Genomic DNA, 23,910 nt, shown 5'->3' with positions numbered 1-23,910 from the left:
GGAGAATCCGAATATGAAATTAAATAAATATATCGATCATACGCTTTTAAAACAAGATGCAACAGAAAATCAAATTGATTGTTTGTTGTCTGAGGCTAGAGAGTATGATTTTGCCAGTGTTTGCGTCAATCCGACCTGGGTTAAATATGCTAAAAAAGGGCTTGAAGGCACAGATGTCAAGGTCTGTACAGTAGTAGGTTTCCCTTTGGGAGCAACCACTTCAGCTGTGAAAGCATTTGAAACAAAAGAAGCTATCCAAAATGGGGCTGACGAGATTGACATGGTAATCAATGTTGGAGCTCTCAAGTCAGATAATTTAGCCTTGGTAGAGTCAGATATTCGTGCAGTAGTGGAAGCAAGTGGTGACAAGTTAGTGAAAGTCATTATTGAAGCGTGCTTGTTGACTGACGATGAAAAGGTTGTGGCTTGCCAATTATCCCAAAAAGCTGGAGCTGACTTCGTAAAAACTTCAACTGGCTTTTCAACTGGTGGCGCTACGATAGCAGATGTTCAATTGATGCGTGAAACAGTTGGACCTGATATGGGTGTCAAGGCTGCTGGTGGAGCTCGTTCTTATGAGGATGCTCTTGCCTTTGTTGAAGCAGGGGCGACTCGTATTGGAACGTCAGCTGGAGTAGCCATTTTAAAAGGAGAATTGGCAGATGGCGACTACTGAGTTGATTGAACTGGCAATTGAAACCAGCAAACATGCCTATGTCCCCTATTCTCACTTTCCTATCGGAGCAGTTTTAGTAGCCAAAGACGGAAGTGTTTACACGGGAGTGAATATCGAAAATGCTAGCTATCCTTTGACCAATTGCGGTGAGAGAACAGCCATTTTTAAGGCTGTATCTGAAGGACAAAGAGAATTTTCAGAGCTGATTGTTTATGGTCAAACTGAAAAACCAATCTCACCATGTGGTGCTTGTCGCCAAGTAATGGTCGAATTTTTTGAACAAGATCTAAAAGTGACCTTAGTCGCAAAAGATAAATCGACGGTCGAGATGACGGTCGGGGAATTACTTCCATATTCTTTTACAGACTTAAATTAGTCTGAGTCGCTCTTTGAGTGGCACGGTCCTTGTGGCCAACCAATCCATACTTGCAACATCGTTGCACATCTTATTTAGGAGGTTCAGTAATGAACAAGAAACAATGGCTAGGTCTTGGCCTAGTAGCAGTGGCAGCAGTTGGACTTGCTGCATGTGGTAATCGCTCTTCTCGTAAGGCAGATTCATCTTCTGATGTGAAGACAAAAGCAGCAATCGTCACTGATACTGGTGGTGTTGATGACAAATCATTCAACCAATCAGCTTGGGAAGGTTTGCAGGCTTGGGGTAAAGAACACAATCTTTCAAAAGATAACGGTTTCACTTACTTCCAATCAACAAGTGAAGCTGACTACGCTAACAACTTGCAACAAGCGGCTGGAAGCTATAACCTAATCTTTGGTGTTGGTTTTGCCCTTCACAATGCAGTTGAAGAAGCAGCAAAAGAGCACTCTGACTTGAACTATGTCTTGATTGATGATGTGATTAAAGACCAAAAGAATAATGTTGTGAGCGTAACATTTGCTGATAATGAATCTGCTTACCTTGCAGGTGTTGCAGCAGCTAAAACAACTAAGACAAAACAAGTTGGTTTTGTAGGTGGCATTGAGTCAGAAGTTATCTCTCGTTTTGAAGCTGGTTTCAAGGCAGGTGTTGCCTCAGTAGATTCATCTATCAAAGTACAAGTTGACTATGCTGGTTCATTTGGTGATAATGCCAAAGGTAAAACAATTGCAGCAGCACAATACGCAGCTGGTGCAGACGTTGTTTACCAAGTAGCTGGTGGTACAGGTGCAGGTGTCTTTGCAGAAGCAAAATCACTTAACGAAAGTCGTCCTGAAAATGAAAAAGTTTGGGTTATCGGTGTTGACCGTGACCAAGAAGCAGAAGGAAAATACACTTCTAAAGATGGTAAAGAATCAAACTTTGTTCTTGTATCTACTTTGAAACAAGTTGGTACAACTGTAAAAGATATTTCTAACAAGGCAGAAAAAGGTGAATTCCCTGGCGGTCAAGTGATCGTTTACTCATTGAAAGATAAAGGGGTTGACTTGGCAGTAACAAACCTTTCAGAAGAAGGTAAAAAAGCTGTCGAAGATGCTAAAGCTAAAATCCTTGATGGAAGCGTAAAAGTTCCTGCAAAATAATGGATGGAAGTCATTTCTTAGGAAGCGGCCCTCGGCCGCTTTTTTAAGAGTTGAGACAAAGTCATTTTGTCTCAGTAAAGCTTGCTACTAGATAAAATAGCAAGTTTTATTGAAATAAAATAAGACTCTGAAAGGAAGAGCACATGGCACACGAAAATGTCATTGAGATGCGTGATATTACCAAGGTGTTTGGTGAATTTGTTGCCAACGACAACATCAACCTGCACCTACGAAAAGGTGAAATTCATGCACTTTTAGGAGAAAATGGGGCTGGTAAGTCCACGCTCATGAACATGTTAGCAGGGCTTCTTGAACCAACTAGTGGTGAAATTGTGGTCAACGGTCAAGTTGTCAATCTCGATTCACCATCTAAAGCGGCTAGCTTGGGAATCGGAATGGTTCACCAGCACTTTATGTTGGTAGAAGCTTTCACGGTGGCTGAAAACATCATTTTAGGAAGTGAATTGACTAAAAATGGTGTACTAGATATTGCTGGAGCTAGCAAAGAAATCAAGGCTCTTTCTGAACGTTATGGCTTAGCTGTGGACCCTTCTGCCAAGGTGGCAGACATCTCAGTTGGAGCCCAACAACGTGTAGAAATTTTAAAAACCCTTTATCGGGGAGCTGATATTCTTATTTTTGACGAACCAACGGCTGTTTTGACTCCATCAGAAATTGATGAGTTGATGGCTATTATGAAAAATCTTGTCAAAGAAGGAAAATCAATTATCTTGATTACCCACAAGTTGGACGAGATTCGCGCAGTTTCTGACCGCGTTACAGTTATCCGTCGTGGGAAATCAATTGAAACCGTCAAAATTGCAGGGGCTACTAATGCTGATTTAGCAGAAATGATGGTGGGTCGTTCTGTTTCCTTTAAAACAGAGAAACAAGCCTCTCAACCAAAAGAAGTGGTCTTGTCTATTAAAGACTTGGTGGTCAATGAAAACCGTGGTGTCCCAGCTGTGAAAAATCTGTCCTTGGATGTTCGTGCTGGAGAGATTGTTGGTATTGCGGGGATTGATGGAAATGGTCAGTCTGAACTGATTCAAGCCATCACAGGTCTTCGCAAGGTTGAATCTGGTAGCATTGAGCTAAAAGGAGATTCAATTGTAGGCTTGCACCCACGACAAATTACAGAGCTAAGTGTTGGGCACGTTCCAGAAGACCGTCACCGTGATGGTTTGATTTTGGAAATGATGATCTCTGAAAATATTGCCCTTCAAACCTACTACAAAGAACCACATAGTAAAAATGGAATTTTGAACTATTCAAATATTACTTCTTATGCTAAAAAGCTAATGGAAGAGTTTGATGTTCGTGCTGCCAGTGAATTTGTTTCTGCAGCTGCACTCTCAGGAGGAAATCAACAAAAAGCAATTATTGCTCGTGAAATTGATCGTGATCCTGATCTCCTTATCGTCAGTCAGCCAACTCGTGGGTTGGATGTCGGTGCCATTGAATATATCCACAAGCGCTTGATTGAAGAGCGTGATAATGGGAAGGCTGTCCTTGTTGTCAGCTTTGAACTAGATGAGATTTTAAACGTCTCAGACCGTATTGCCGTTATCCACGATGGGAAGATTCAAGGTATTGTATCACCAGAAACAACCAATAAACAAGAACTTGGTGTCTTGATGGCTGGTGGAAACTTGGGAAAGGAGAAGAGTGATGTCTAAAAAATTACAACAAATTTCGGTTCCCTTGATTTCTGTATTCCTAGGAATTTTACTTGGAGCCATTGTCATGTGGATCTTCGGTTATGATGCTATTTGGGGCTACGAAGAATTGTTCTACACAGCCTTTGGTAGCCTGCGTGGTATTGGAGAAATCTTCCGTGCTATGGGGCCTTTGGTCTTGATTGGTCTTGGTTTTGCCGTTGCCAGTCGTGCAGGTTTCTTTAACGTCGGACTTCCTGGTCAGGCTTTGGCAGGTTGGATTCTCAGTGGTTGGTTTGCCCTGTCGCATCCAGATATGCCACGTCCCTTGATGATTCTGGCAACTATTGTGATTGCCTTGATTGCTGGTGGAATTGTCGGTGCGATTCCAGGTATTCTGAGAGCCTATCTAGGGACATCAGAGGTTATCGTAACCATCATGATGAACTACATTGTCTTGTATGTAGGAAATGCCTTTATCCATGCTTTCCCTAAAGACTTTATGCAAAGTACAGATTCGACCATTCGTGTTGGGGCTAATGCAACCTATCAGACACCTTGGTTGGCTGAGTTGACTGGTAACTCACGGATGAATATTGGTATTTTCTTTGCTCTCATTGCCGTTGCAGTCATTTGGTTCATGCTCAAGAAAACAACCCTTGGTTTTGAAATCCGTGCGGTTGGTCTTAATCCACATGCTTCAGAATATGCTGGTATTTCTGCAAAAAGAACGATTATCCTTTCAATGATTATTTCAGGTGCCTTGGCAGGTCTTGGTGGAGCTGTTGAAGGACTTGGAACCTTCCAGAACGTCTATGTTCAAGGGGCGTCATTGGCTGTCGGATTTAACGGGATGGCAGTTAGTCTGCTTGCGGCCAACTCACCAATTGGTATTCTCTTTGCAGCCTTCCTATTTGGTGTTCTCCAAGTTGGAGCCCCTGGTATGAATGCGGCGCAGGTACCGTCTGAGCTTGTCAGCATTGTAACAGCGTCTATTATCTTCTTTGTCAGTGTTCATTACCTTATCGAACGCTTTGTCAAACCGAAAAAACAAGTTAAAGGAGGTAAGTAAAGATGTCTATTACAACCTTGCTCACCCTCTTGGTGTCTTCTATGCTGATTTACTCAGCACCCCTCATCTTTACAAGTATTGGTGGTGTTTTCTCTGAACGTGGTGGTGTGGTAAACGTCGGCCTTGAAGGAATTATGGTTATGGGTGCCTTTTCTGGAGTTGTCTTTAACCTTGAATTTGCAGAACAATTTGGAGCAGCAACTCCATGGCTATCCTTGCTTGTAGCAGGATTGGTTGGAGGTCTCTTCTCCATCATCCACGCAGCAGCGACGGTTCATTTCCGTGCAGACCATGTTGTCAGCGGTACGGTATTGAACTTGATGGCGCCAGCCTTGGCTGTTTTCTTGGTTAAAGTTCTTTATAACAAAGGACAAACCGACAACCTAAGTCAGACTTTTGGACGCTTTGATTTCCCAGTCTTGGCAAATATCCCAGTTATCGGTGATATTTTCTTCAAGTCAACTAGTCTACTTGGTTATTTGGCCATTGCCTTCTCATTCCTTGCTTGGTTTATCCTCTTCAAGACCCGCTTTGGTCTTCGTCTTCGCTCTGTCGGTGAGCATCCTCAAGCAGCGGATACTTTGGGAATCAATGTCTACAAGATGAGATATTTAGGGGTTATTATTTCCGGTTTTCTAGGTGGAATTGGCGGAGCGATTTATGCTCAATCCATCTCAGTTAACTTCTCAGTGACAACTATTGTTGGACCTGGATTTATTGCTCTTGCTGCGATGATCTTTGGAAAATGGAATCCAATCGGAGCCATGCTATCTAGTCTCTTCTTTGGACTTTCACAAAGTTTGGCTGTTATCGGATCTCAATTGCCATTCCTACAAGGAGTGCCTGCGGTTTATCTTCAAATCGCACCGTATGTCTTGACAATTCTTGTCTTGGCAGCCTTCTTTGGAAAAGCGGTAGCACCAAAAGCAGATGGTATCAACTATATCAAATCAAAATAAGCATACAAAAAACGTCAGTTCATACAGAACTGGCGTTTTATTTTTTAGGATGTTGATGGGTTAGGTTCAATCCCCAAGGGACAAGATTTTCAGTTTTATTTTTGATACGTGTGATATTATCCTTATGCCGAATGATAATCAAACTAGCCAGTGCTAGGATAATAGCGATGAAGAGAGGGTCATAGTGACTCAGGATAAAACCAAAAAGTGGAAAGAGTAGAACTCCGATGACAGCCGCGATAGATGCTGTGACACTAGATAGTGAAATCATGCTACCAAGATAGAGGGTTCCAAAGAAAACAACTGCAAGGTAGAGACAGAAGACAGGCGCAAATCCGAAAATCACTCCAGCACTGGTTGCGACAGCCTTGCCACCCTTAAATCCTGCAAAGATAGGGAAGGTATGTCCAATAACAGCCAAAAGTCCAAAGATAAGAGGTGAAACACCTTGAAGATGAAACATAATCGGAAGCAGTGTTGCTAGGGTTCCTTTGAAAAAGTCAATCACAAAGGTTGCCATTCCCGCTTTCTTTCCTAAAATTCGGAAGGTATTGGTCGTTCCAGTGTTACCAGAACCATGCTCGCGCAGATTGATTTGAAAGAATACTTGTCCAATCCAGAGACCAGACGGAATCGAACCCAGCAGATAAGCTAGGATTAATAAAACTATTGTAATCATACTCCTATTATATCATGAAATGGAGAAGAAAGGCGGAGAATCTCTTCTGAAATTGTCACACCGGAGAAAGAAAAATTTTGCAAAATCCTTGGAAAACCTGTAGAATAGTAAAGATGAACGAATAGGAGGTTCCTTGTGTCAAAAAAGGAAATCAATATTAACAATTATAATGATGATGCCATTCAGGTGCTAGAAGGGTTGGATGCGGTCCGTAAACGTCCAGGGATGTATATCGGATCGACCGATGGTGCTGGTCTCCACCACCTCGTCTGGGAAATCGTCGACAATGCAGTCGATGAGGCCTTGTCTGGATTTGGTGATCGTATTGATGTGACCATCAATAAAGATGGGAGTTTGACTGTGCAAGACCATGGTCGTGGGATGCCGACTGGAATGCACGCTATGGGAATTCCAACTGTTGAGGTTATCTTTACCATCCTTCATGCCGGAGGGAAATTCGGTCAAGGAGGCTACAAGACATCTGGAGGTCTCCACGGGGTGGGTTCTTCTGTTGTTAACGCTCTTTCAAGTTGGCTGGAAGTTGAAATTACCCGTGATGGTGCAATCTACAAGCAACGTTTTGAAAATGGTGGCAAACCTGTCACGACCTTGAAGAAAATTGGTACAGCACCAAAGTCTAAGACAGGTACCAAGGTTACCTTCATGCCAGATGCCGGTATCTTTTCTACGACAGATTTCAAGTACAATACCATTTCAGAACGTCTCAATGAGTCAGCCTTTCTCTTGAAAAATGTGACCTTGTCCTTGACGGACAAGCGAACAGATGAGTCTGTTGAGTTTCACTATGAAAATGGGGTACAGGACTTTGTTTCTTATTTAAACGAAGACAAGGAAACCTTGACGCCTGTCCTCTACTTTGAAGGTGAGGATAATGGTTTTCAAGTAGAAGTAGCTCTTCAGTACAATGATGGATTTTCAGATAACATCTTGTCCTTTGTCAATAACGTTCGTACCAAGGACGGCGGAACGCATGAGACAGGACTCAAATCTGCTATCACTAAGGTCATGAATGACTATGCGCGTAAGACAGGTCTTCTCAAGGAAAAAGATAAAAACCTTGAAGGGTCAGACTATCGTGAGGGGCTAGCGGCCGTTCTTTCTATCTTGGTTCCTGAAGAACATCTCCAGTTTGAAGGACAGACCAAGGACAAACTAGGAAGTCCACTAGCTCGCCCAGTTGTGGATGGCATTGTGGCGGATAAGTTGACCTTCTTCCTCATGGAAAATGGGGAATTAGCTTCTAACCTTATCCGCAAGGCTATCAAGGCCCGTGATGCTCGTGAAGCAGCACGTAAGGCGCGTGATGAGAGCCGAAATGGGAAGAAAAATAAGAAAGATAAGGGCTTGCTGTCTGGGAAATTGACCCCAGCCCAGTCTAAGAATCCAGCTAAGAATGAACTCTATCTAGTTGAGGGAGATTCTGCCGGAGGTTCTGCCAAACAAGGCCGTGATCGCAAGTTCCAGGCTATTCTACCTCTTCGTGGTAAGGTTATCAATACAGCCAAGGCCAAGATGGCGGATATCCTCAAAAATGAAGAGATCAATACCATGATTTATACCATCGGTGCAGGTGTTGGAGCGGACTTCTCCCTTGAAGATACCAACTATGATAAGATCATTATCATGACCGATGCGGATACCGACGGTGCCCATATCCAGACCTTGCTCTTGACATTTTTCTATCGTTACATGCGTCCTCTAGTCGAGGCAGGTCATGTCTATATCGCCCTTCCGCCTCTTTACAAGATGTCAAAAGGAAAAGGCAAGAAAGAAGAAGTGGCCTATGCTTGGACGGACGGAGAGCTAGAAGAACTCCGCAATCAGTTTGGCAAAGGCGCAACCCTCCAACGCTACAAGGGGCTTGGAGAGATGAATGCCGACCAGCTCTGGGAAACAACCATGAACCCAGAAACTCGTACCCTCATCCGTGTCACAATCGAAGACCTAGCCCGCGCCGAACGCCGCGTCAATGTCCTCATGGGCGATAAAGTCGAACCACGCCGTAAATGGATTGAGGATAATGTCAAGTTTACGTTGGAAGAAGCGACAGTGTTTTAATGAAAGAAAATAATATGTTAGTAAACTGGAAATTAGAGTCGGATGTGAATGACTATGTGAAAAAGCAGTTTGAAAATCTTGGTTTGAAAAAATTGCAGGATTATAATGAAGAATCTGCTATGAGTGCTTATCTCAAAGAGGCGCTTAAGGGAGCGGCTAAGACGCAAACTAAGACTAATTTTGGAAAACCAGATTTTCATATTGAAAAATACAAACAAGTTCCTATCTTGATTGAAAACAAACTCAAATTATCTAAGCTAGTTGCTCAAACAAAGGACGGTATTAAGTTTGATGATAAATCAATTAGTGATTTTGCGGTGAATGGGGTTTTGCATTATGCGAGGGCAGTTATTGATAGTGGTAAATATCATGAAGCCGTCGCAGTTGGTGTTGCAGGTGATAACGAAGAAAATGTGACTATCAAAGTTTATTATGTCTTTGGTTCTGCTCCTAATGCCTATAAAGAGCTATCAAAGGTAACGACTTTTGATTTTTTGGAAAATGAGTCCACCTTTGAGATATTCTACAAAGATGCTGTTTTGAGCGAAGAAGAAAAACACCAAATTCTGATTGATAGTCAAGCGACCTTGCAAGGCTATGCTAAAAAGCTCAATAAATTGATGCACAACCATAATATCACAGCTCCTCAACGGGTGCTTTATGTGTCTGGTATGCTATTATCTATGCAGGATATCGTAGATTGTAAGGGCAAAAAGGTTGATGAGGGCTTAATACCTGACGATTTAAAAGGTGTGCAGTCTGAAACCAAGCGTGATGGTAAGAAAGTTGTTGATCAAATCAAGGCTTTCCTAGATGAACGTGAAATCAATGAAGATAAGAAAACTCTCATGTTGGCTTCTTTTGGAGAAATTTCCAAAGATAGCCAGCGTGACGAGTTGATTACCAATGACAAAGAAGTAGCACAACTTCTCCCTCAAAAGGAAAATTCTGTTACCAAGCAAATCTTCACTTTTATCTATGAGAATATTTTCAAGTCCATTGATGGTTTGGGTGGACATATCGATATTATGGGGGAGATGTACTCCGAATTTCTAAAGTATGCTTTGGGAGATGGAAAAGAAATTGGTATTGTTCTGACCCCTCCTTATGTTACCAAAATGATGGCGCAAATTCTGGGGATAACAAGTGAGAGCAAGGTTATGGATTTGGCGACTGGTTCAGCTGGTTTCCTCATTTCAGCGATGGAGTTGATGATAGATCATGCAAATATCAGTTTTGGGAAGGGGACTTCTCGAGCCAACGAGGAGATTGCGAAGCTCAAGAAAGATAACCTGCTAGGAATAGAACTTAATGCAGAGATGTATACCTTAGCGACAACCAATATGATTCTTCGTGGAGATGGATCTAGTCGAATTGAAAAAGGTTCTGCATTCAATCGTCCTGAGAGTCTGTTTACGGATTTTAAAGCTAATTGTGTCTTGCTGAATCCCCCTTTCTCTTATGAAGAAAATGGTCTTCCTTTTATAGCCTATGGTTTGGATAAGATGGAGCGTGGTGGCCTAGGTGCCATTATCATTCAAGATAGTGCTGGTTCTGGTAAGGCAACAAAGACAGCTAAAGCTATTTTGAAAAAGCATACCCTACTTGCTTCTATCAAAATGCCTGTTGACCTTTTTGTTCCCATGGCAGGAGTCCAGACTTCTATCTACATTTTTAAGGCTCATGAGGCACACGATTACGACCAGACGGTTAAATTTATTGACTTTAGAAATGACGGTTTTAAACGTGCTAAGCGAGGTATTTCAGAGGTTGATAATCCTATCCAGCGTTACCAAGATGTGATTAAAATTTATAAGGCTGGAAAGAGAGCGGAAGTGAGTAAAGAACTTTGGGATTTAGATGCTATCTTTATTGAGGACTTTATCACTGACAAGGGTAATGATTGGAATTTCGAACAGCACCAGATCATTGATACAAAACCAACCTTGGATGATTTTAAAAAGACTGTTACTGACTACTTAGCTTGGGAAGTGGAACAACTCCTGAAAAACAAGGGGGAAGATAGCTCAAAAAAAGCCTAAGCCCTCGCCTTCAAAAATTGGAAGAGGAATTTGAAGCAAGTGGGGGCGAGTGGAGAGAGTATCGGATAGGAGATTTATTTGGTAATATTGTTCAGGGTTCCCGTCTAACGAAAGCAGATCAGATAGATGGCCTTTTACCATTTGTGATGGCAGGAGTGACTAATACGGGTGTCGTTAGACATATTGGGAATAAGATGACTATTTTTCCAAAAAATTCTCTGACTATTGATATTTTTGGAAATGTTTTTTATCGAAATTATGAATTTAGCGCATCAGATGATGTGGGTGTCTACTGGAATGACGAAGAGTATAGTGAACACTCCATGTTATTTTTAGCATCTTCAATTCAAAAATCTTTAGTTGGTAAATTTGATTTTGGAAATAAGCTACGCTCTTCTAAATCTCATGACCTCCTAGTTAAACTTCCAACTCTCAATAACAAATTAGCATTTTCATACATGGAAAGCTACATCAAAGCGCTCGAGTCTGAACGCATCGAGACGCTCGAGTCTTATCTAACTGTAACAAATCTTAGGGATTATCATCTTACAAAAAATGATGAAAAAGTACTTGACAAGTTTGCAAAACTTTCCGATACTAAGAGTAGAGTAGAGGAGTCGGAGGTATTCCAACTTTCTCAGGTCTTTAACTTATCCAGTAGTAAAAAGAAATTCAATGCAAATATGATTGAGTTTGGAGGAAAGTTTCCTTATGTAGCTCGTGGAGATAGTAACAATGGGATTCGAGGTTATATTACAGAGAGTGAAGAATTTCTCAATCCTGCCAACACAATTAGTTTTGGTCAAGATACGGCAACGATGTTTTATCAAAAAGAACCCTATTTCACAGGAGATAAAATTAAGGTATTGCGCACTAAAGAAGTAGAATTGGATAGGTATAAAGCTCTTTATTTAATTACTTCATTAAGAAAGAGTTTCTCTACATTTAGTTGGGGAAGTAGCTCTTTTAATGAAAAAGTATTAAAAGAGACAGATGTTAAGCTTCCTATCAAAAATAATCAAATCGACTATACATTTATGTCTGACTTTGTTCGAGCAGTGGAGAAATTAGTTATCAAGGATTTAGTCATCTGGGCTGACAAAAAAATTGCTGAGACTAAGGAAGTAGTAGCAAGATAGTTCAGTATATCTGTCCTTTTTAGGGAGTAGCTGTCCTAATTTTTAGGCAGTTTTTCCCTAAAAAGGACAAGTTGAGTTTTGATAATAGCTATTTATTTACACCTTACAAAAAGTTTACATTGAAAAAAGTAAGAAGGAGGATCCAGTAAATGGAGAATAAGAAACCTAAAGGAGCTGCAAAGATTAGATTGTTCAAAATAAGTCATGCAGAGTATGGGAAAGTACTTGATGTGTTGGATGCGAAAACATCTATTTTGGATGTAAGAAATATGATTTGTAATAGAGAGCCTGATTATGAGTATTTTATTCCAAAAGTGATATTTTCATTGGACAAAGAGGCTAAGGAAAATGGTTTCTATTTTAGCGGACTCAACGGAGATTTTGCTTACTTACCAAGGGTTACTACAGACATTGTAGAGTTTAAGTTGCCAGATGAACTGAAAGAACATATTGCTAAAGGGCACCCTGTTTTCTATACAAAATGGCGTTAATAAGGGGAAGATATGGTATTGGAAAATAAACTAGGCATTACAAACTCAGCCCAGCTGGCAGATGCAGAAGAAAAACTGACAAAAAAACAAGCCGCCCTGCTTTTTCAGACAGGAGACTTGTTCAAGATGGAAGTTGGGACATTTGCAGGGCTGTCAGCTATTCACCACTATCTTTTTTCAGGTATCTATGATTTCGCTGGAAAAATCCGTGATGTCAATATTGCAAAGGATAACTTTCAATTTGCCCCCCGTATTTTTTTAGAGCAATCCTTGCAGTATATTGACAAACTTCCTCATGATAATTTTGATCAAGTAGTTGATAAGTATGCGGATATGAATATTGCCCATCCTTTCCGTGAGGGGAATGGACGCGCAATGCGGATTTGGCTAGATTGTATGCTTCGTCAGAAACTGGGCAAAGTGGTAGACTGGAATGCTATAGATAAGGATGAATACCTGAATGCCATGAAGCGTAGTGCAGTATCGACTGGAGAACTCAAGTATTTGCTCCTCAATAACTTGACGGATGACCTTACTCAGACCAGTTTCTTTAAGAGAGTAGATGCTTCATACTACTACGAAGGATACAGTCTTTACAAGACAGGGGAATTATAGTATAAAAACTATCCAGTAAGAAGAATCAGACGCTTGGTAACCTATAAAATGAGAAGGTGCTGACATGAGAATTGAAACAGAAATGCTAGATCTGATTTTACAAACTGCCAAAACTTTACAAGTTAAAGCTATCGCCATGTCTGGTTCACGGACAAACCAAAAGGTTCAAACAGATGAATTTCAAGACTATGACGTGGTCTATATCGTGGATGATTTAGATAATCTGACGAGTGACCTTTCTTGGCTAGATCAGTTTGGCAAACGCCTGATTGAACAGCATGTCCAGCTTGACCATCGTCGTCTCTACCTCATGCTCTTTGAAGATGGCAATCGTATCGATTTGACTCTTTGTCCTAAAGAACACATTCAAGAATGGGTGGACAGTGAAGCAGGATTCACTGTTTTAGAAGATAAGAAGGGCTTGTTTGAGTCCTATTCTCCCAGTCCAAAGCGTTTCTGGATACATCCAGCTACTGAGACAGATTTTAAAAATTCCTGTAATGAATTTTGGTGGGTGTCGGCCTACGTGGTCAAAGGAATCTGTCGCAAACAAGTCATCTACGCGGCCGACCATCTCTACGGTATTTGTCAGCAAGAATTGCTCAATCTTTTAGCTTGGCAAGTGGCAGCAGATAAGGGAACAGTAGACGTCGGCAAGAACTATAAATATCTCTTTAACTATTTGCCTGCTGAGAAAGAGAATGAATTCTCAAATCTTCTTGATTTCTCAAGTTTAGATAAAATCATTCAGTCTTTGTTTGCTACGATGCAACTTTTCCATAGAGAAGCTCAAAGACTTGCTCAAAAGCTGGGCTTTGTCTACGATAAAGAAGTAGCTGAGAAGATGATTGAGTATGCTGAGGAAAGAAGATGCTTAAATGTAGTAGATTAGAATTCCATTGATAAGGATAAAGCCATTTAGTAACATTTCGGAGGATTATAATGTTTTTAGATTTAGGAATTACTTCATATTTGTTTGGTAAAATAGCGGATTTTTCTTGGGATCAATTTTATGATTCATTAGGTTTGCAAGAGAAGGCTGATAAAAAGAGTTTAAAAAAACTTATCGAAGATTATCGAGATTATATGATAGACCGTCATAAAGATAATCCGTATTTTGAAGAGGTTTTAAGATTTTGGGAGACAAATCATATTGTTGAAGAAATTTTGATGATTGAATATCACTTGAAAAGCACGTTTGCTACTTATGATGATTTTAAAAACGCTTTGGAGGATCAGTATCCTCAGGCTTTCAATAAAAGTTTTTCAATTAGTTTGATGGATGAGCTAGATAAAAAATTTATTGACTTAGTTAGAAAAATGTCTCAGTTTTCTCAGTCAGATATTGCTGTTATAGCAAATGTTATTAAAGAATCGAATTCTGAAATAGTATCCTCAATAGAGGAACTCTTAAAACAATTGCAAGAATTTGGTTTTAAAAATAATATTAAACATGATACTCAACTAGCATATATTCAAAAATCGAAAATAGACAATTTGGTAATTACTCCCCCTGTGATTTCTAAAATGACCATTACTTCAAGAAATGACTATAAATATAATTATTATTTGTTTCAGTCTTTTGAATTTGAAGGTGATTTTGGAGATAATCCAACAGTCTATTTGATTTATTCAGAGGATGATAATAAGATTGAGTTAAATACTTTTAGTCATGGTTTGCAACCTGATAATTTACGAGTTCTAAAATTTAAATCGACAGAAATTGAAGGTAAGAAATATAAATATAATATTTCTAAAGAGTATTGTTATTATTCCAATCAAGGAAATGAATATGATATTAGACCATTCATTGTTGTTGTGCTCGGTGAAGAGGTTATGGGCTTTGCTACCTTAACAATAATTAATAAGTCATTTAAAAAAGGTCAAAGTTTCACTTTACCGTTCACTGGGCATAAAGCATTCATTCCAGCAGCAAGAAAACTTATTTGGCCAAATAAAAAGGATTTATTAAAAAAACTTCATGAACAACAGACTGGTAGAGTTTTCTATTTAGACAATTCTGTTGTAGATGAAGTAATTAAAATTAAAAAGTATTTTTTGGATTCGTTAAAAGAAGAAGTTAAGGATGCATTAAAACAAGAATATGAATAATCTATTTTTTATTATCCAAACACGTCTATTTCTGTGAGATCATTCTTTTCAACTTGCATGTAAAAACTGAACACGGACTAAACGGTGTGTAAAAAAGATAAATCGTTTTTTAGTTATAACCTAGTCCACTTATATAAAATTTGAAAGGAGTTGAACACGCCCTAAATGATGCGTGAAAAAGATAAATTCTCTGGTGAGCTTGCTTACTTCAAGAATCTTCTATTTTCACTTGATATTTTACGGGCTCTGTATCCTATATGAGTAACATTCAAAATATGTCCCTGGAGGACATCATGGGAGAGCGCTTTGGTCGCTACTCCAAGTACATTATTCAAGACCGAGCTTTGCCAGATATTCGTGATGGGTTGAAGCCGGTTCAGCGCCGTATTCTTTATTCTATGAATAAGGATAGCAATACTTTTGACAAGAGCTACCGTAAGTCGGCCAAGTCAGTCGGGAACATCATGGGGAATTTCCACCCACACGGGGATTCTTCTATCTATGATGCCATGGTTCGTATGTCACAGAACTGGAAAAATCGTGAGATTCTAGTTGAAATGCACGGTAATAACGGTTCTATGGACGGAGATCCTCCTGCGGCTATGCGTTATACTGAGGCACGTTTGTCTGAAATTGCAGGCTATCTTCTTCAGGATATCGATAAAAAGACAGTTCCTTTTGCATGGAACTTTGACGATACGGAGAAAGAACCAACGGTCTTGCCAGCAGCCTTTCCAAACCTCTTGGTCAATGGTTCGACTGGGATTTCGGCTGGTTATGCCACAGACATTCCTCCCCATAATTTAGCTGAGGTCATAGATGCTGCAGTTTACATGATTGACCACCCAACTGCAAAGATTGATAAACTCATGGAATTCTTGCCTGGACCAGACTTCCCTACAGGGGCTATTATTCAGGGTCGTGATGAAATCAAGAAAGCTTATGAGACTGGGAAAGGGCGCGTGGTTGTTCGTTCCAAGACTGAAATTGAAAAGCTAAAAGGTGGTAAGGAACAAATCGTTATTACTGAGATTCCTTATGAAATCAATAAGGCCAATCTAGTCAAGAAAATCGATGATGTTCGTGTCAATAACAAGGTGGCAGGCATTGCTGAGGTTCGTGATGAGTCTGACCGTGATGGTCTTCGTATTGCGATTGAGCTCAAAAAAGACGCTAATACGGAGCTCGTTCTCAACTATCTCTTCAAATACACAGACCTGCAAATCAACTACAACTTTAATATGGTGGCGATTGACAATTTCACGCCTCGTCAGGTTGGGATCGTCCCAATCTTGTCTAGCTATATCGCCCACCGTCGTGAAGTGATTTTGGCGCGTTCCCGCTTTGACAAGGAAAAGGCTGAGAAACGTCTCCATATCGTCGAAGGTTTGATTCGCGTGATTTCGATTTTGGACGAAGTCATTGCACTTATCCGCGCTTCTGAGAATAAGGCGGACGCCAAGGAAAACCTTAAGGTCAGCTATGACTTTACGGAAGAACAGGCTGAGGCTATCGTAACTTTGCAACTGTACCGTTTGACCAATACCGATGTGGTTGTCTTGCAGGAAGAAGAAGCAGAGCTTCGTGAGAAGATTGCTATGCTGGCGGCTATTATCGGTGATGAAAGGACTATGTACAATCTCATGAAGAAAGAACTTCGTGAGGTCAAGAAGAAATTTGCAACTCCTCGTTTGAGTTCTTTAGAAGACACTGCGAAAGCAATCGAGATTGATACAGCTAGTCTGATCGCCGAGGAAGATACCTACGTCAGCGTGACCAAGGCAGGTTACATCAAGCGTACCAGCCCACGTTCCTTTGCAGCCTCCACCTTGGAAGAAATTGGCAAGCGTGATGATGACCGTCTAATCTTTGTACAAGCTGTCAAGACAACCCAGCATCTCTTGATGTTTACGACACTTGGAAATGTCATTTATCGACCAATTCATGAATTGGCAGATATTCGCTGGAAGGATATCGGAGAGCATCTGAGCCAGACCATTACAAACTTCGAAACTAACGAAGAAATCCTTTATGTGGAAGTGGTGGATCAGTTTGATGATGCGACAACCTACTTTGCGGCGACTCGTTTCGGTCAAATCAAACGGGTAGAGCGCAAAGAATTCACTCCATGGCGGACCTACAAGTCTAAGTCTGTCAAGTATGCTAAGCTCAAAGACGATACAGATCAAATTGTAGCAGTGGCTCCGATTAAACTAGATGATGTTGTCTTGGTTAGTCAAAATGGTTATGCCCTGCGTTTCAATATCGAAGAGGTTCCGGTTGTCGGTGCTAAGGCAGCAGGTGTCAAGGCTATGAATTTGAAAGAAGATGATGTCCTCCAATCTGGCTTTATCTGTAATACTTCGTCCTTCTACCTCTTGACCCAGCGTGGAAGCTTGAAACGTGTTTCCATTGAGGAAATTCTAGCAACCAGCCGTGCCAAACGAGGATTACAAGTCTTGCGTGAGTTGAAAAACAAACCGCATCGTGTCTTCTTGGCAGGAGCAGTTGCAGAGCAAGGATTTGTTGGCGATTTCTTCAGTACGGAAGTGGATGTGAACGACCAAACTCTGCTTGTCCAATCCAATAAAGGAACAATCTATGAAAGCCGATTGCAAGACTTGAACTTGTCAGAACGCACTAGCAATGGAAGCTTCATTTCTGACACGATTTCAGATGAAGAAGTTTTTGACGCTTATCTTCAGGAAGTAGTTACTGAAGATAAATAAGTGAAATGAAGAATCAGTTCCAAGAGCTGGTTCTTTTTATTGAAGAAATTTTCTGAAAATTACAAAATATACTTGCTATTTTAGAAAAATAGTGTAGAATATAAGAAATAGGTTTTTAGAATAAGGAGTGGAATATGACAGTAACGATTGATTGGGAAAACCTTGGTTTCTCCTATATGAAATTACCTTATCGCTATATTGCTCATTTTAAAAATGGACAATGGAATCAAGGAGAGCTTACAGAGGATGCAACTTTGCATATTTCAGAGTCTTCTCCAAGTCTCCACTATGGACAACAAGCATTTGAAGGTTTGAAGGCTTATCGTACTAAGGATGGCAGTGTTCAACTGTTCCGTCCTGATGAAAATGCTAAACGCCTGCAACGTACATGTGACCGTCTCTTGATGCCACAAGTTCCGACAGACATGTTTGTAGAAGCTTGTAAAGCAGTTGTCCGTGCGAATGAAGAATACGTACCACCATACGGAACAGGTGGAACCCTTTATCTTCGTCCACTTTTGATTGGTGTTGGAGATATTATCGGGGTAAAACCAGCAGAGGAGTATATTTTTACTATCTTTGCTATGCCAGTTGGAAATTACTTTAAGGGTGGTTTGGTCCCAACCAACTTCTTGATTCAGGATGAATACGACCGTGCAGCTCCAAATGGTACAGGTGCGGCAAAGGTTGGTGGAAACTATGCTGCCAGTCTCTTGCCAGGGAAATTGGCTAAATCACGCCATTTCTCGGATGTTATCTACCTAGACCCTTCAACTCATACAAAGATTGAAGAAGTCGGATCAGCTAACTTCTTTGGAATTACAGCTGATAATGAATTTGTAACGCCATTGAGTCCATCTATCTTGCCATCTATTACCAAGTATTCCTTGCTTTATTTGGCAGAACATCGCTTGGGCTTAACTCCTATTGAGGGAGATGTCCCAATTGATAACCTGGATCGTTTTGTAGAGGCGGGTGCCTGTGGTACAGCAGCGGTTATTTCTCCAATTGGAGGTATTCAACATGGTGATGATTTCCATGTATTCTATAGTGAAACAGAAGTAGGTCCTGTGACGCGTAAATTATATAATGAATTGACGGGTATTCAGTTTGGTGATATTCCAGCGCCAGAAGGTTGGATTGTAAAAGTAGATTAAAATAAACCAAAGGAGATTTTTTATGAAATAGAAAAAGTGGCTCTTAACAGCAGGAGTGGTCCTGAGCACAACAGCTCTTTTAGCAGCCTGTGGAAAAGCTGATAAAGAAGCAGATGCTCCGACAACATTTTCTTATGTCTATGCAGTGGATCCAGCATCCTTGGATTACAGCATAGCAACGCGTACATCCACAACAGATATTATCGGGAATGTCGTTGATGGTTTGATGGAAAATGATAAATATGGTAATGTTATTCCTTCTTTGGCTGAGGATTGGTCTGTCTCAAAAGATGGATTGACTTATACCTATAAACTTCGTAAGGGAGTGAAATGGTACACTTCAGAAGGTGAAGAATACGCAGAAGTAACAGCCCATGACTTTGTAACAGGATTGAAACACGTAGCTGACGGTAAGTCAGACGGTGTCTCTCTCATCCAAAATTCAATTAAAGGCTTAGACGCCTATATGACTGGTGAAACCAATGATTTCTCTACAGTTGGTGTTAAAGCTTTGGATGACTACACAGTTGAGTATACATTGAATGCGCCAGAAAGTTTCTGGAATTCAAAAGTGACCACAGCAACGATGTTGCCTGTAAATGAAGAGTTTTTAAAGGCATCAGGAAAGAATTACGGAGAGGTTAGCCCAGCAGGTATTCTCTACAATGGACCTTATTTCTTAAAAACATTGACTTCTAAATCTTTGATTGAATATGAAAAAAATCCAAATTACTGGGATAAAGAAAATGTTAAAATTGAGAAGATTAAATTGACCTACTACGATGGTTCAGATCAGGAGTCTTTGATCCGTAGCTTCTCCTCTGGTGCTTATACGACAGCCCGTCTCTTCCCAAGCAGCTCAAACTTTGCTTCAACTTTGGAAGAATACGGAGATAAAATCACTTATAGCCCACAGGACTCAAGTAGTTATTACTTCACCTTTAACGTAAATCGTCAGTCATACAATAAAACTGCGAAAACAAGTGAGGAGCAAAAGACTTCTACAAAAGAAGCGATGCTCAATAAGGACTTCCGTCAGGCTATCAACTTTGCCTTCAACCGTCATTCGTATGCTGCCCAGCTAAACGGTGAAGATGGTGCAGACAAGATTATTCGTAACAGCCTTGTTCCAGATAACTTCGTACAAGCAGGTGGTAAGAACTTTGGTCAAATCGCACAAGCGGAGTTGGTGAACTATGGTGACCAATGGAAAGGTGTTGAGCTAGTTGACGGTAAGGATTCTATCTACAACCCTGACAAGGCTAAAGTTGCTTTCGAAAAAGCTAAGAAAGACTTGGAATCTAAAGGGGTAACCTTCCCAATTCACTTGGATGTCCCGGTTGAACAAACAGATACTATCGCCGTGCAACAAAGCAACTCTTTCAAACAGTCTATTGAATCAACTCTTGGTGCTGAAAATGTTGTCATCGATGTACTTCAAATGACAGATAATGAAAAAGAAACGATTACATCACAAGCGCGTGTTCCTTCTCAAAAAGACTATGATTTGAACAGTACAGGATGGGCTCCAAGCTATCAAGATCCAGCGTCTTACTTGAATATTATGGATCCAAAATCTGGTTCTGCCATGAAACACCTTGGTATTACGAAAGGAAAAGATAAGGATGTTGTAGCTAAACTTGGTTTGGATCAATATAAGAAATTGTTAGAAGATGCTGTTTCTGAGACCACTGACCTAGAGAAGAGATATGAAAAATATGCCAAAGCTCAAGCTTGGTTGACAGATAGTTCATTATTGATGCCAACAGCTTCATCTGGTGGTTCTCCAGTTGTAAGTAACGTAGTACCATTCTCAAAACCATACTCACAAGTTGGTATTAAGGGGGATCCATATATCTTTAAAGGAATGAGATTGCAAAAAGATATTGTTACAACAAAAGAATATGACGAAGCTCTTAAAAAATGGCAAAAAGAAAAATTGGAATCCAATAGCAAATACCAAAAAGAACTAGAAAAGCATATTAAATAAGGAATGGTATTGCTCTTGATAAAATTTTAAAAATACTGTCATTTTGGATATAAAGGAGTTTGATATGGAGTGGATTAAGCTAATAGGAATAGCAATCATTGTTGTGGGTTTTATTTTAAAGTTTGATACAATTGCAACAGTAGTCTTAGCTGGTTTGGTTACAGCTTTAGTTTCAGGTGTTTCTCTTGTTGAATTTTTGGAGATTTTGGGAAAAGAATTTAGCAATCAGCGAGTACTCACGATTTTTATGGTTACCTTGCCTCTTGTGGGGCTGTCAGAAACCTTTGGACTCAAGCAACGATCAATTGATTTGATTCGAAAGATTAAAGGTCTGACAGTTGGAAACTTCTATACAGTTTATTTCTTTATTCGAGAGTTAGCTGGTTTCTTTTCAATTCGTCTAGGAGGACACCCTCAGTTTGTCAGACCTTTGGTTCAACCTATGGGAGAAGCAGCAGCAGAGTCTCAATTAGGTAGAAAGTTAACAGAGGTTGAAGATGAGACAATAAAAGCGCGTGCAGCTGCGAATGAAAATTTTGGAAATTTCTTTGCTCAAAATACGTTTGTAGGTGCTGGTGGAGTCCTCTTGATAGGGGGAACATTAGATCAGTTAGGCTATGAAAGCAATTATGCAGGGATTGCTTCTGCATCTATTATTGTTGCTGTTATAACACTTATTGTAGTGGGGATTTATAATTATTTATTTGATAAAAAATTGATATCAAAAAAGACTAGGGGAGGAGAACAAAAATGACAGAGTTGGCAAAGCAACTATTAGAGTTGACCTATATTGTGATTGGTTGTCAATTTCTCCATACAGCCTATTGTAGTTATAAAGATAAAACAAACCCAGTTCGATTTGGAACATCTGCATTTTGGACTCTATTGGCTATTACGTTTATAGGTGGTTCCTATATGCCAAATATGAGTATTGGTATTATTGTAATCCTATTATCGCTGCTAACATTGTTTAAGCAAGTCCGTATCGGAACCTTGCCATCCTTAGATGAAATGAAAGCCAATATTGAATCTAACAGATTGAAAAATAAAATTTTTATTCCAGTTATGCTGATGGCAATACTTGCGTTGGTCTTAGCGCAAATGATTCCAGAATTTAGCAAGATTTCGATTAGCCTTGCCGCCTTGTTTGCTACAATTTCTGTTCTTGTGATTACCAACAGTCACCCTAAGAGTCTGTTATCAGAAAACAATCGAATGACTCAGCAAGTTTCAACAAGTGGGATTGTTCCCCAATTATTAGGGGCTTTGGGGGCTATTTTTACTGTAGCAGGTGTTGGTGATGTTATCTCTCATCTGATTAGCGGTATTGTTCCTTCAGATAGTCGCTTTATAGGAGTTTTGGCCTATGTTCTTGGAATGGTTCTATTCACAATGATTATGGGAAATGCTTTTGCAGCATTCACCGTTATTACAGCAGGTGTTGGAGTTCCCTTTGTATTTGCTCTGGGAGCTAATCCAATTGTGGCTGGTGCTCTTGCCATGACAGCAGGTTATTGTGGGACCTTATTGACCCCAATGGCTGCTAATTTTAACGCTCTACCAGCAGCATTGATGGATATGAAAGATCAGAATGGCGTTATAAAGGCTCAAGCAGGTGTTGCTCTAGTAATGATTGTTATTCACATATTCTTAATGTACTTTCTCGCATTTTAGTAAAGGAAAATAAAATGAAAATATTGGTTACAGGTTTTAATCCTTTTGGAGGTGAAAAGATTAATCCAGCTTTGGAGGCTGTAAAATTATTACCATCTGAGATTAATGGGGCCGAAGTTCGCTGGGTAGAAATTCCAACGGTTTTTTATAAGTCGTCAGAAGTTTTAGAGGCAGAAATATTACGATATCAACCAGATGCTGTACTTTGTATTGGACAAGCAGGCGGCAGGACCGGCTTAACACCTGAACGAGTGGCTATTAATCAAGATGATGCTCGCATACCTGATAACGAAGGCAATCAACCAATTGATACACCGATTCGTATTGATGGAGCATCGGCCTATTTTAGTAGTTTACCTATCAAAGCGATGGTACAAGCTATTAAAAAACAGGGACTTCCAGCAGTTGTGTCCAATAGTGCAGGAACCTTTGTTTGCAATCATTTGATGTACCAAGCTCTTTATTTAGTGGATAAAAAATTCCCTAATATGAGAGCAGGTTTCATGCATATTCCATATATGATGGAACAAGTAGTAAATAAGCCGAATACTGCAGGAATGAGTCTATGCGATATTGTAAGAGGCATAGAGGTAGCTATTGAAGCTATTGTAGACTACAAAGATAAGGATTTGCAGTTAGTAGGTGGTGAGACTCACTGATAACCTAAAAAGGATAGTCAATTATGCTTGTTTACTAACTATTAGCTATGCTAAATCGATTGAGGTTGTTTACATAAAACTCTATATCAGACAAGCCTGATATAGAGTTTTTTCTTGCTAGTTTTAGGATTTTCTTGTACAATAGAAAAAGTGAAGAGAGGTATGAAATGAGTAAGAAAGATAAAAAAATCGAAATTCAAGTAGCAGATGCCAAAGTTAATGTAGGAAAAGACAGTTTTGAAGGCTATACCTTGATCATTGGTAAAAAAGTTATCGGAGAAATTGCCGAATTAGAGGGACAATTTGCCATCATAAAGAATGGGAATGTCGATAGTTTTTATAAAAAATTGGAAAAAGCTGTGGAAATTTTGATTGAAAATTATAATTTAGCAAAATAAGTCTTGTTTTTTTGAAATTTTCATGATATAATAGTCCATGTTGATTGTAGGAGAGATAGCGAAGAGGCTAAACGCGGCGGACTGTAAATCCGCTCCTTCGGGTTCGGGGGTTCGAATCCCTCTCTCTCCATTTCATCAATGGGGTATAGCCAAGCGGTAAGGCAAGGGACTTTGACTCCCTCATGCGTTGGTTCGAATCCAGCTACCCCAGTTCTTAGGTAATAATCAAGATAAAAAGCAAAATATCTTAGGGTATTTTA

General features: G+C 40.0%; 21 protein-coding genes and 2 tRNA genes. 22 read left to right on the top strand and 1 reads right to left on the bottom strand.

Features of this window, described 5'->3' with window-relative positions; genetic code table 11:
- Positions 1-13 precede the first annotated feature (13 nt).
- The 6 genes from deoC to HT723_RS06090 all read left to right on the top strand — a co-directional run bounded on the left by deoC (position 14) and on the right by HT723_RS06090 (position 5,886).
- Complete coding sequence (deoC, locus tag HT723_RS06115) at positions 14-676, top strand: deoxyribose-phosphate aldolase (RefSeq protein ID WP_050089587.1); 663 nt, start codon at positions 14-16, stop codon at positions 674-676.
- Positions 663-1,052, top strand: a complete 390-nt coding sequence (locus HT723_RS06110; RefSeq protein ID WP_000246089.1) for a cytidine deaminase — start codon at positions 663-665, stop codon at positions 1,050-1,052. The genes deoC and HT723_RS06110 overlap by 14 nt, the downstream gene beginning before the upstream one ends.
- Before the next feature lie 89 nt (positions 1,053-1,141).
- A complete protein-coding gene (locus HT723_RS06105; protein ID WP_023932825.1) occupies positions 1,142-2,197 on the top strand; it encodes a BMP family protein in 1,056 nt (351 codons plus the stop codon).
- A 143-nt stretch (positions 2,198-2,340) separates the two neighbouring features.
- A complete protein-coding gene (locus HT723_RS06100) occupies positions 2,341-3,876 on the top strand; it encodes an ABC transporter ATP-binding protein (protein ID WP_172934847.1) in 1,536 nt (511 codons plus the stop codon).
- Positions 3,869-4,927: an ABC transporter permease gene (locus HT723_RS06095; protein WP_033683459.1), complete on the top strand. Its 1,059-nt coding sequence runs from the start codon at positions 3,869-3,871 to the stop codon at positions 4,925-4,927. Before HT723_RS06100 ends, HT723_RS06095 begins: the two co-directional genes overlap by 8 nt.
- Positions 4,928-4,929: 2 nt before the next feature.
- Positions 4,930-5,886, top strand: coding sequence for an ABC transporter permease (locus HT723_RS06090; protein ID WP_000029124.1), 957 nt, complete (start codon positions 4,930-4,932; stop codon positions 5,884-5,886).
- A gap of 37 nt (positions 5,887-5,923) precedes the next feature.
- Here the strand turns inward: HT723_RS06090 and plsY are convergent, their stop codons facing one another.
- Positions 5,924-6,565: a glycerol-3-phosphate 1-O-acyltransferase PlsY gene (gene plsY / locus HT723_RS06085; RefSeq protein ID WP_172934846.1), complete on the bottom strand. Its 642-nt coding sequence runs from the start codon at positions 6,563-6,565 to the stop codon at positions 5,924-5,926.
- A gap of 135 nt (positions 6,566-6,700) precedes the next feature.
- Between plsY and parE the strand changes: the two genes are divergently transcribed.
- The 16 genes from parE to HT723_RS06005 all read left to right on the top strand — a co-directional run bounded on the left by parE (position 6,701) and on the right by HT723_RS06005 (position 23,861).
- Positions 6,701-8,644, top strand: coding sequence for a DNA topoisomerase IV subunit B (gene parE, locus HT723_RS06080; RefSeq protein ID WP_172934845.1), 1,944 nt, complete (start codon positions 6,701-6,703; stop codon positions 8,642-8,644).
- 14 nt (positions 8,645-8,658) lie between these two features.
- On the top strand, positions 8,659-10,686 hold the full coding sequence (locus tag HT723_RS06075) for an N-6 DNA methylase (protein ID WP_172934844.1): 2,028 nt from the start codon (positions 8,659-8,661) through the stop codon (positions 10,684-10,686).
- Positions 10,687-10,703: 17 nt separating this feature from the next.
- Entirely contained in the window at positions 10,704-11,825 is a 1,122-nt protein-coding gene (locus tag HT723_RS06070) for a restriction endonuclease subunit S (protein ID WP_172934843.1), read from the top strand.
- 149 nt (positions 11,826-11,974) lie between these two features.
- Positions 11,975-12,316: a hypothetical protein gene (locus tag HT723_RS06065; RefSeq protein WP_000428283.1), complete on the top strand. Its 342-nt coding sequence runs from the start codon at positions 11,975-11,977 to the stop codon at positions 12,314-12,316.
- 12 nt (positions 12,317-12,328) lie between these two features.
- Entirely contained in the window at positions 12,329-12,931 is a 603-nt protein-coding gene (locus HT723_RS06060; protein WP_050261457.1) for a Fic family protein, read from the top strand.
- A gap of 64 nt (positions 12,932-12,995) precedes the next feature.
- Positions 12,996-13,823 (top strand): aminoglycoside 6-adenylyltransferase, encoded by an 828-nt coding sequence (locus HT723_RS06055; RefSeq protein ID WP_172934842.1) that lies wholly within the window; start codon positions 12,996-12,998, stop codon positions 13,821-13,823.
- Between the two features lie 50 nt (positions 13,824-13,873).
- The gene (locus tag HT723_RS06050; protein ID WP_023936678.1) at positions 13,874-15,043 is read left to right on the top strand and encodes a hypothetical protein; all 1,170 of its coding nucleotides are present in this window, start codon (positions 13,874-13,876) and stop codon (positions 15,041-15,043) included.
- Positions 15,044-15,300: 257 nt separating this feature from the next.
- Positions 15,301-17,772 (top strand): DNA topoisomerase IV subunit A, encoded by a 2,472-nt coding sequence (gene parC, locus HT723_RS06045; RefSeq protein WP_172934841.1) that lies wholly within the window; start codon positions 15,301-15,303, stop codon positions 17,770-17,772.
- 134 nt (positions 17,773-17,906) lie between these two features.
- Positions 17,907-18,929 carry a branched-chain amino acid aminotransferase gene (locus tag HT723_RS06040; RefSeq protein ID WP_172934840.1) on the top strand — a complete coding sequence of 341 codons (1,023 nt, stop codon included), beginning with the start codon at positions 17,907-17,909 and terminating at the stop codon, positions 18,927-18,929.
- 55 nt (positions 18,930-18,984) lie between these two features.
- A complete protein-coding gene (locus HT723_RS06035; protein WP_345890241.1) occupies positions 18,985-20,919 on the top strand; it encodes a peptide ABC transporter substrate-binding protein in 1,935 nt (644 codons plus the stop codon).
- A 64-nt stretch (positions 20,920-20,983) separates the two neighbouring features.
- Positions 20,984-21,673: a DUF969 domain-containing protein gene (locus HT723_RS06030; RefSeq protein ID WP_172934839.1), complete on the top strand. Its 690-nt coding sequence runs from the start codon at positions 20,984-20,986 to the stop codon at positions 21,671-21,673.
- Positions 21,670-22,593: a DUF979 domain-containing protein gene (locus tag HT723_RS06025; protein ID WP_000137263.1), complete on the top strand. Its 924-nt coding sequence runs from the start codon at positions 21,670-21,672 to the stop codon at positions 22,591-22,593. Before HT723_RS06030 ends, HT723_RS06025 begins: the two co-directional genes overlap by 4 nt.
- Positions 22,594-22,607: 14 nt before the next feature.
- On the top strand, positions 22,608-23,252 hold the full coding sequence (pcp, locus tag HT723_RS06020) for a pyroglutamyl-peptidase I (RefSeq protein ID WP_000699369.1): 645 nt from the start codon (positions 22,608-22,610) through the stop codon (positions 23,250-23,252).
- A gap of 167 nt (positions 23,253-23,419) precedes the next feature.
- Complete coding sequence (locus tag HT723_RS06015) at positions 23,420-23,650, top strand: DUF2969 domain-containing protein (protein ID WP_000037111.1); 231 nt, start codon at positions 23,420-23,422, stop codon at positions 23,648-23,650.
- 49 nt (positions 23,651-23,699) lie between these two features.
- Positions 23,700-23,780 (top strand) — tRNA-Tyr (locus HT723_RS06010).
- Between the two features lie 9 nt (positions 23,781-23,789).
- Positions 23,790-23,861 (top strand) — tRNA-Gln (locus HT723_RS06005).
- Positions 23,862-23,910 lie beyond the last annotated feature (49 nt).

This window comes from Streptococcus sp. 2106 (genome assembly GCF_013277315.1).
Classification (GTDB): domain Bacteria; phylum Bacillota; class Bacilli; order Lactobacillales; family Streptococcaceae; genus Streptococcus; species Streptococcus pseudopneumoniae.
The sequence above is the reverse complement of the archived record's forward strand: the minus strand, read 5'-3'. Positions and strand labels throughout refer to the sequence as shown.

Bases quoted from the DNA above. Each gene is read 5' to 3' on its own strand.
- deoC (WP_050089587.1), top strand. From the start codon at position 14: ATGAAATTAAATAAATATATCGATCATACGCTTTTAAAACAAGATGCA.
- HT723_RS06110 (WP_000246089.1), top strand. From the start codon at position 663: ATGGCGACTACTGAGTTGATTGAACTGGCAATTGAAACCAGCAAACAT.
- HT723_RS06105 (WP_023932825.1), top strand. From the start codon at position 1,142: ATGAACAAGAAACAATGGCTAGGTCTTGGCCTAGTAGCAGTGGCAGCA.
- HT723_RS06100 (WP_172934847.1), top strand. From the start codon at position 2,341: ATGGCACACGAAAATGTCATTGAGATGCGTGATATTACCAAGGTGTTT.
- HT723_RS06095 (WP_033683459.1), top strand. From the start codon at position 3,869: ATGTCTAAAAAATTACAACAAATTTCGGTTCCCTTGATTTCTGTATTC.
- HT723_RS06090 (WP_000029124.1), top strand. From the start codon at position 4,930: ATGTCTATTACAACCTTGCTCACCCTCTTGGTGTCTTCTATGCTGATT.
- plsY (WP_172934846.1), bottom strand. From the start codon at position 6,565: ATGATTACAATAGTTTTATTAATCCTAGCTTATCTGCTGGGTTCGATT.
- HT723_RS06075 (WP_172934844.1), top strand. From the start codon at position 8,659: ATGTTAGTAAACTGGAAATTAGAGTCGGATGTGAATGACTATGTGAAA.
- HT723_RS06065 (WP_000428283.1), top strand. From the start codon at position 11,975: ATGGAGAATAAGAAACCTAAAGGAGCTGCAAAGATTAGATTGTTCAAA.
- HT723_RS06060 (WP_050261457.1), top strand. From the start codon at position 12,329: ATGGTATTGGAAAATAAACTAGGCATTACAAACTCAGCCCAGCTGGCA.
- HT723_RS06055 (WP_172934842.1), top strand. From the start codon at position 12,996: ATGAGAATTGAAACAGAAATGCTAGATCTGATTTTACAAACTGCCAAA.
- HT723_RS06050 (WP_023936678.1), top strand. From the start codon at position 13,874: ATGTTTTTAGATTTAGGAATTACTTCATATTTGTTTGGTAAAATAGCG.
- parC (WP_172934841.1), top strand. From the start codon at position 15,301: ATGAGTAACATTCAAAATATGTCCCTGGAGGACATCATGGGAGAGCGC.
- HT723_RS06040 (WP_172934840.1), top strand. From the start codon at position 17,907: ATGACAGTAACGATTGATTGGGAAAACCTTGGTTTCTCCTATATGAAA.
- HT723_RS06030 (WP_172934839.1), top strand. From the start codon at position 20,984: ATGGAGTGGATTAAGCTAATAGGAATAGCAATCATTGTTGTGGGTTTT.
- HT723_RS06025 (WP_000137263.1), top strand. From the start codon at position 21,670: ATGACAGAGTTGGCAAAGCAACTATTAGAGTTGACCTATATTGTGATT.
- pcp (WP_000699369.1), top strand. From the start codon at position 22,608: ATGAAAATATTGGTTACAGGTTTTAATCCTTTTGGAGGTGAAAAGATT.
- HT723_RS06015 (WP_000037111.1), top strand. From the start codon at position 23,420: ATGAGTAAGAAAGATAAAAAAATCGAAATTCAAGTAGCAGATGCCAAA.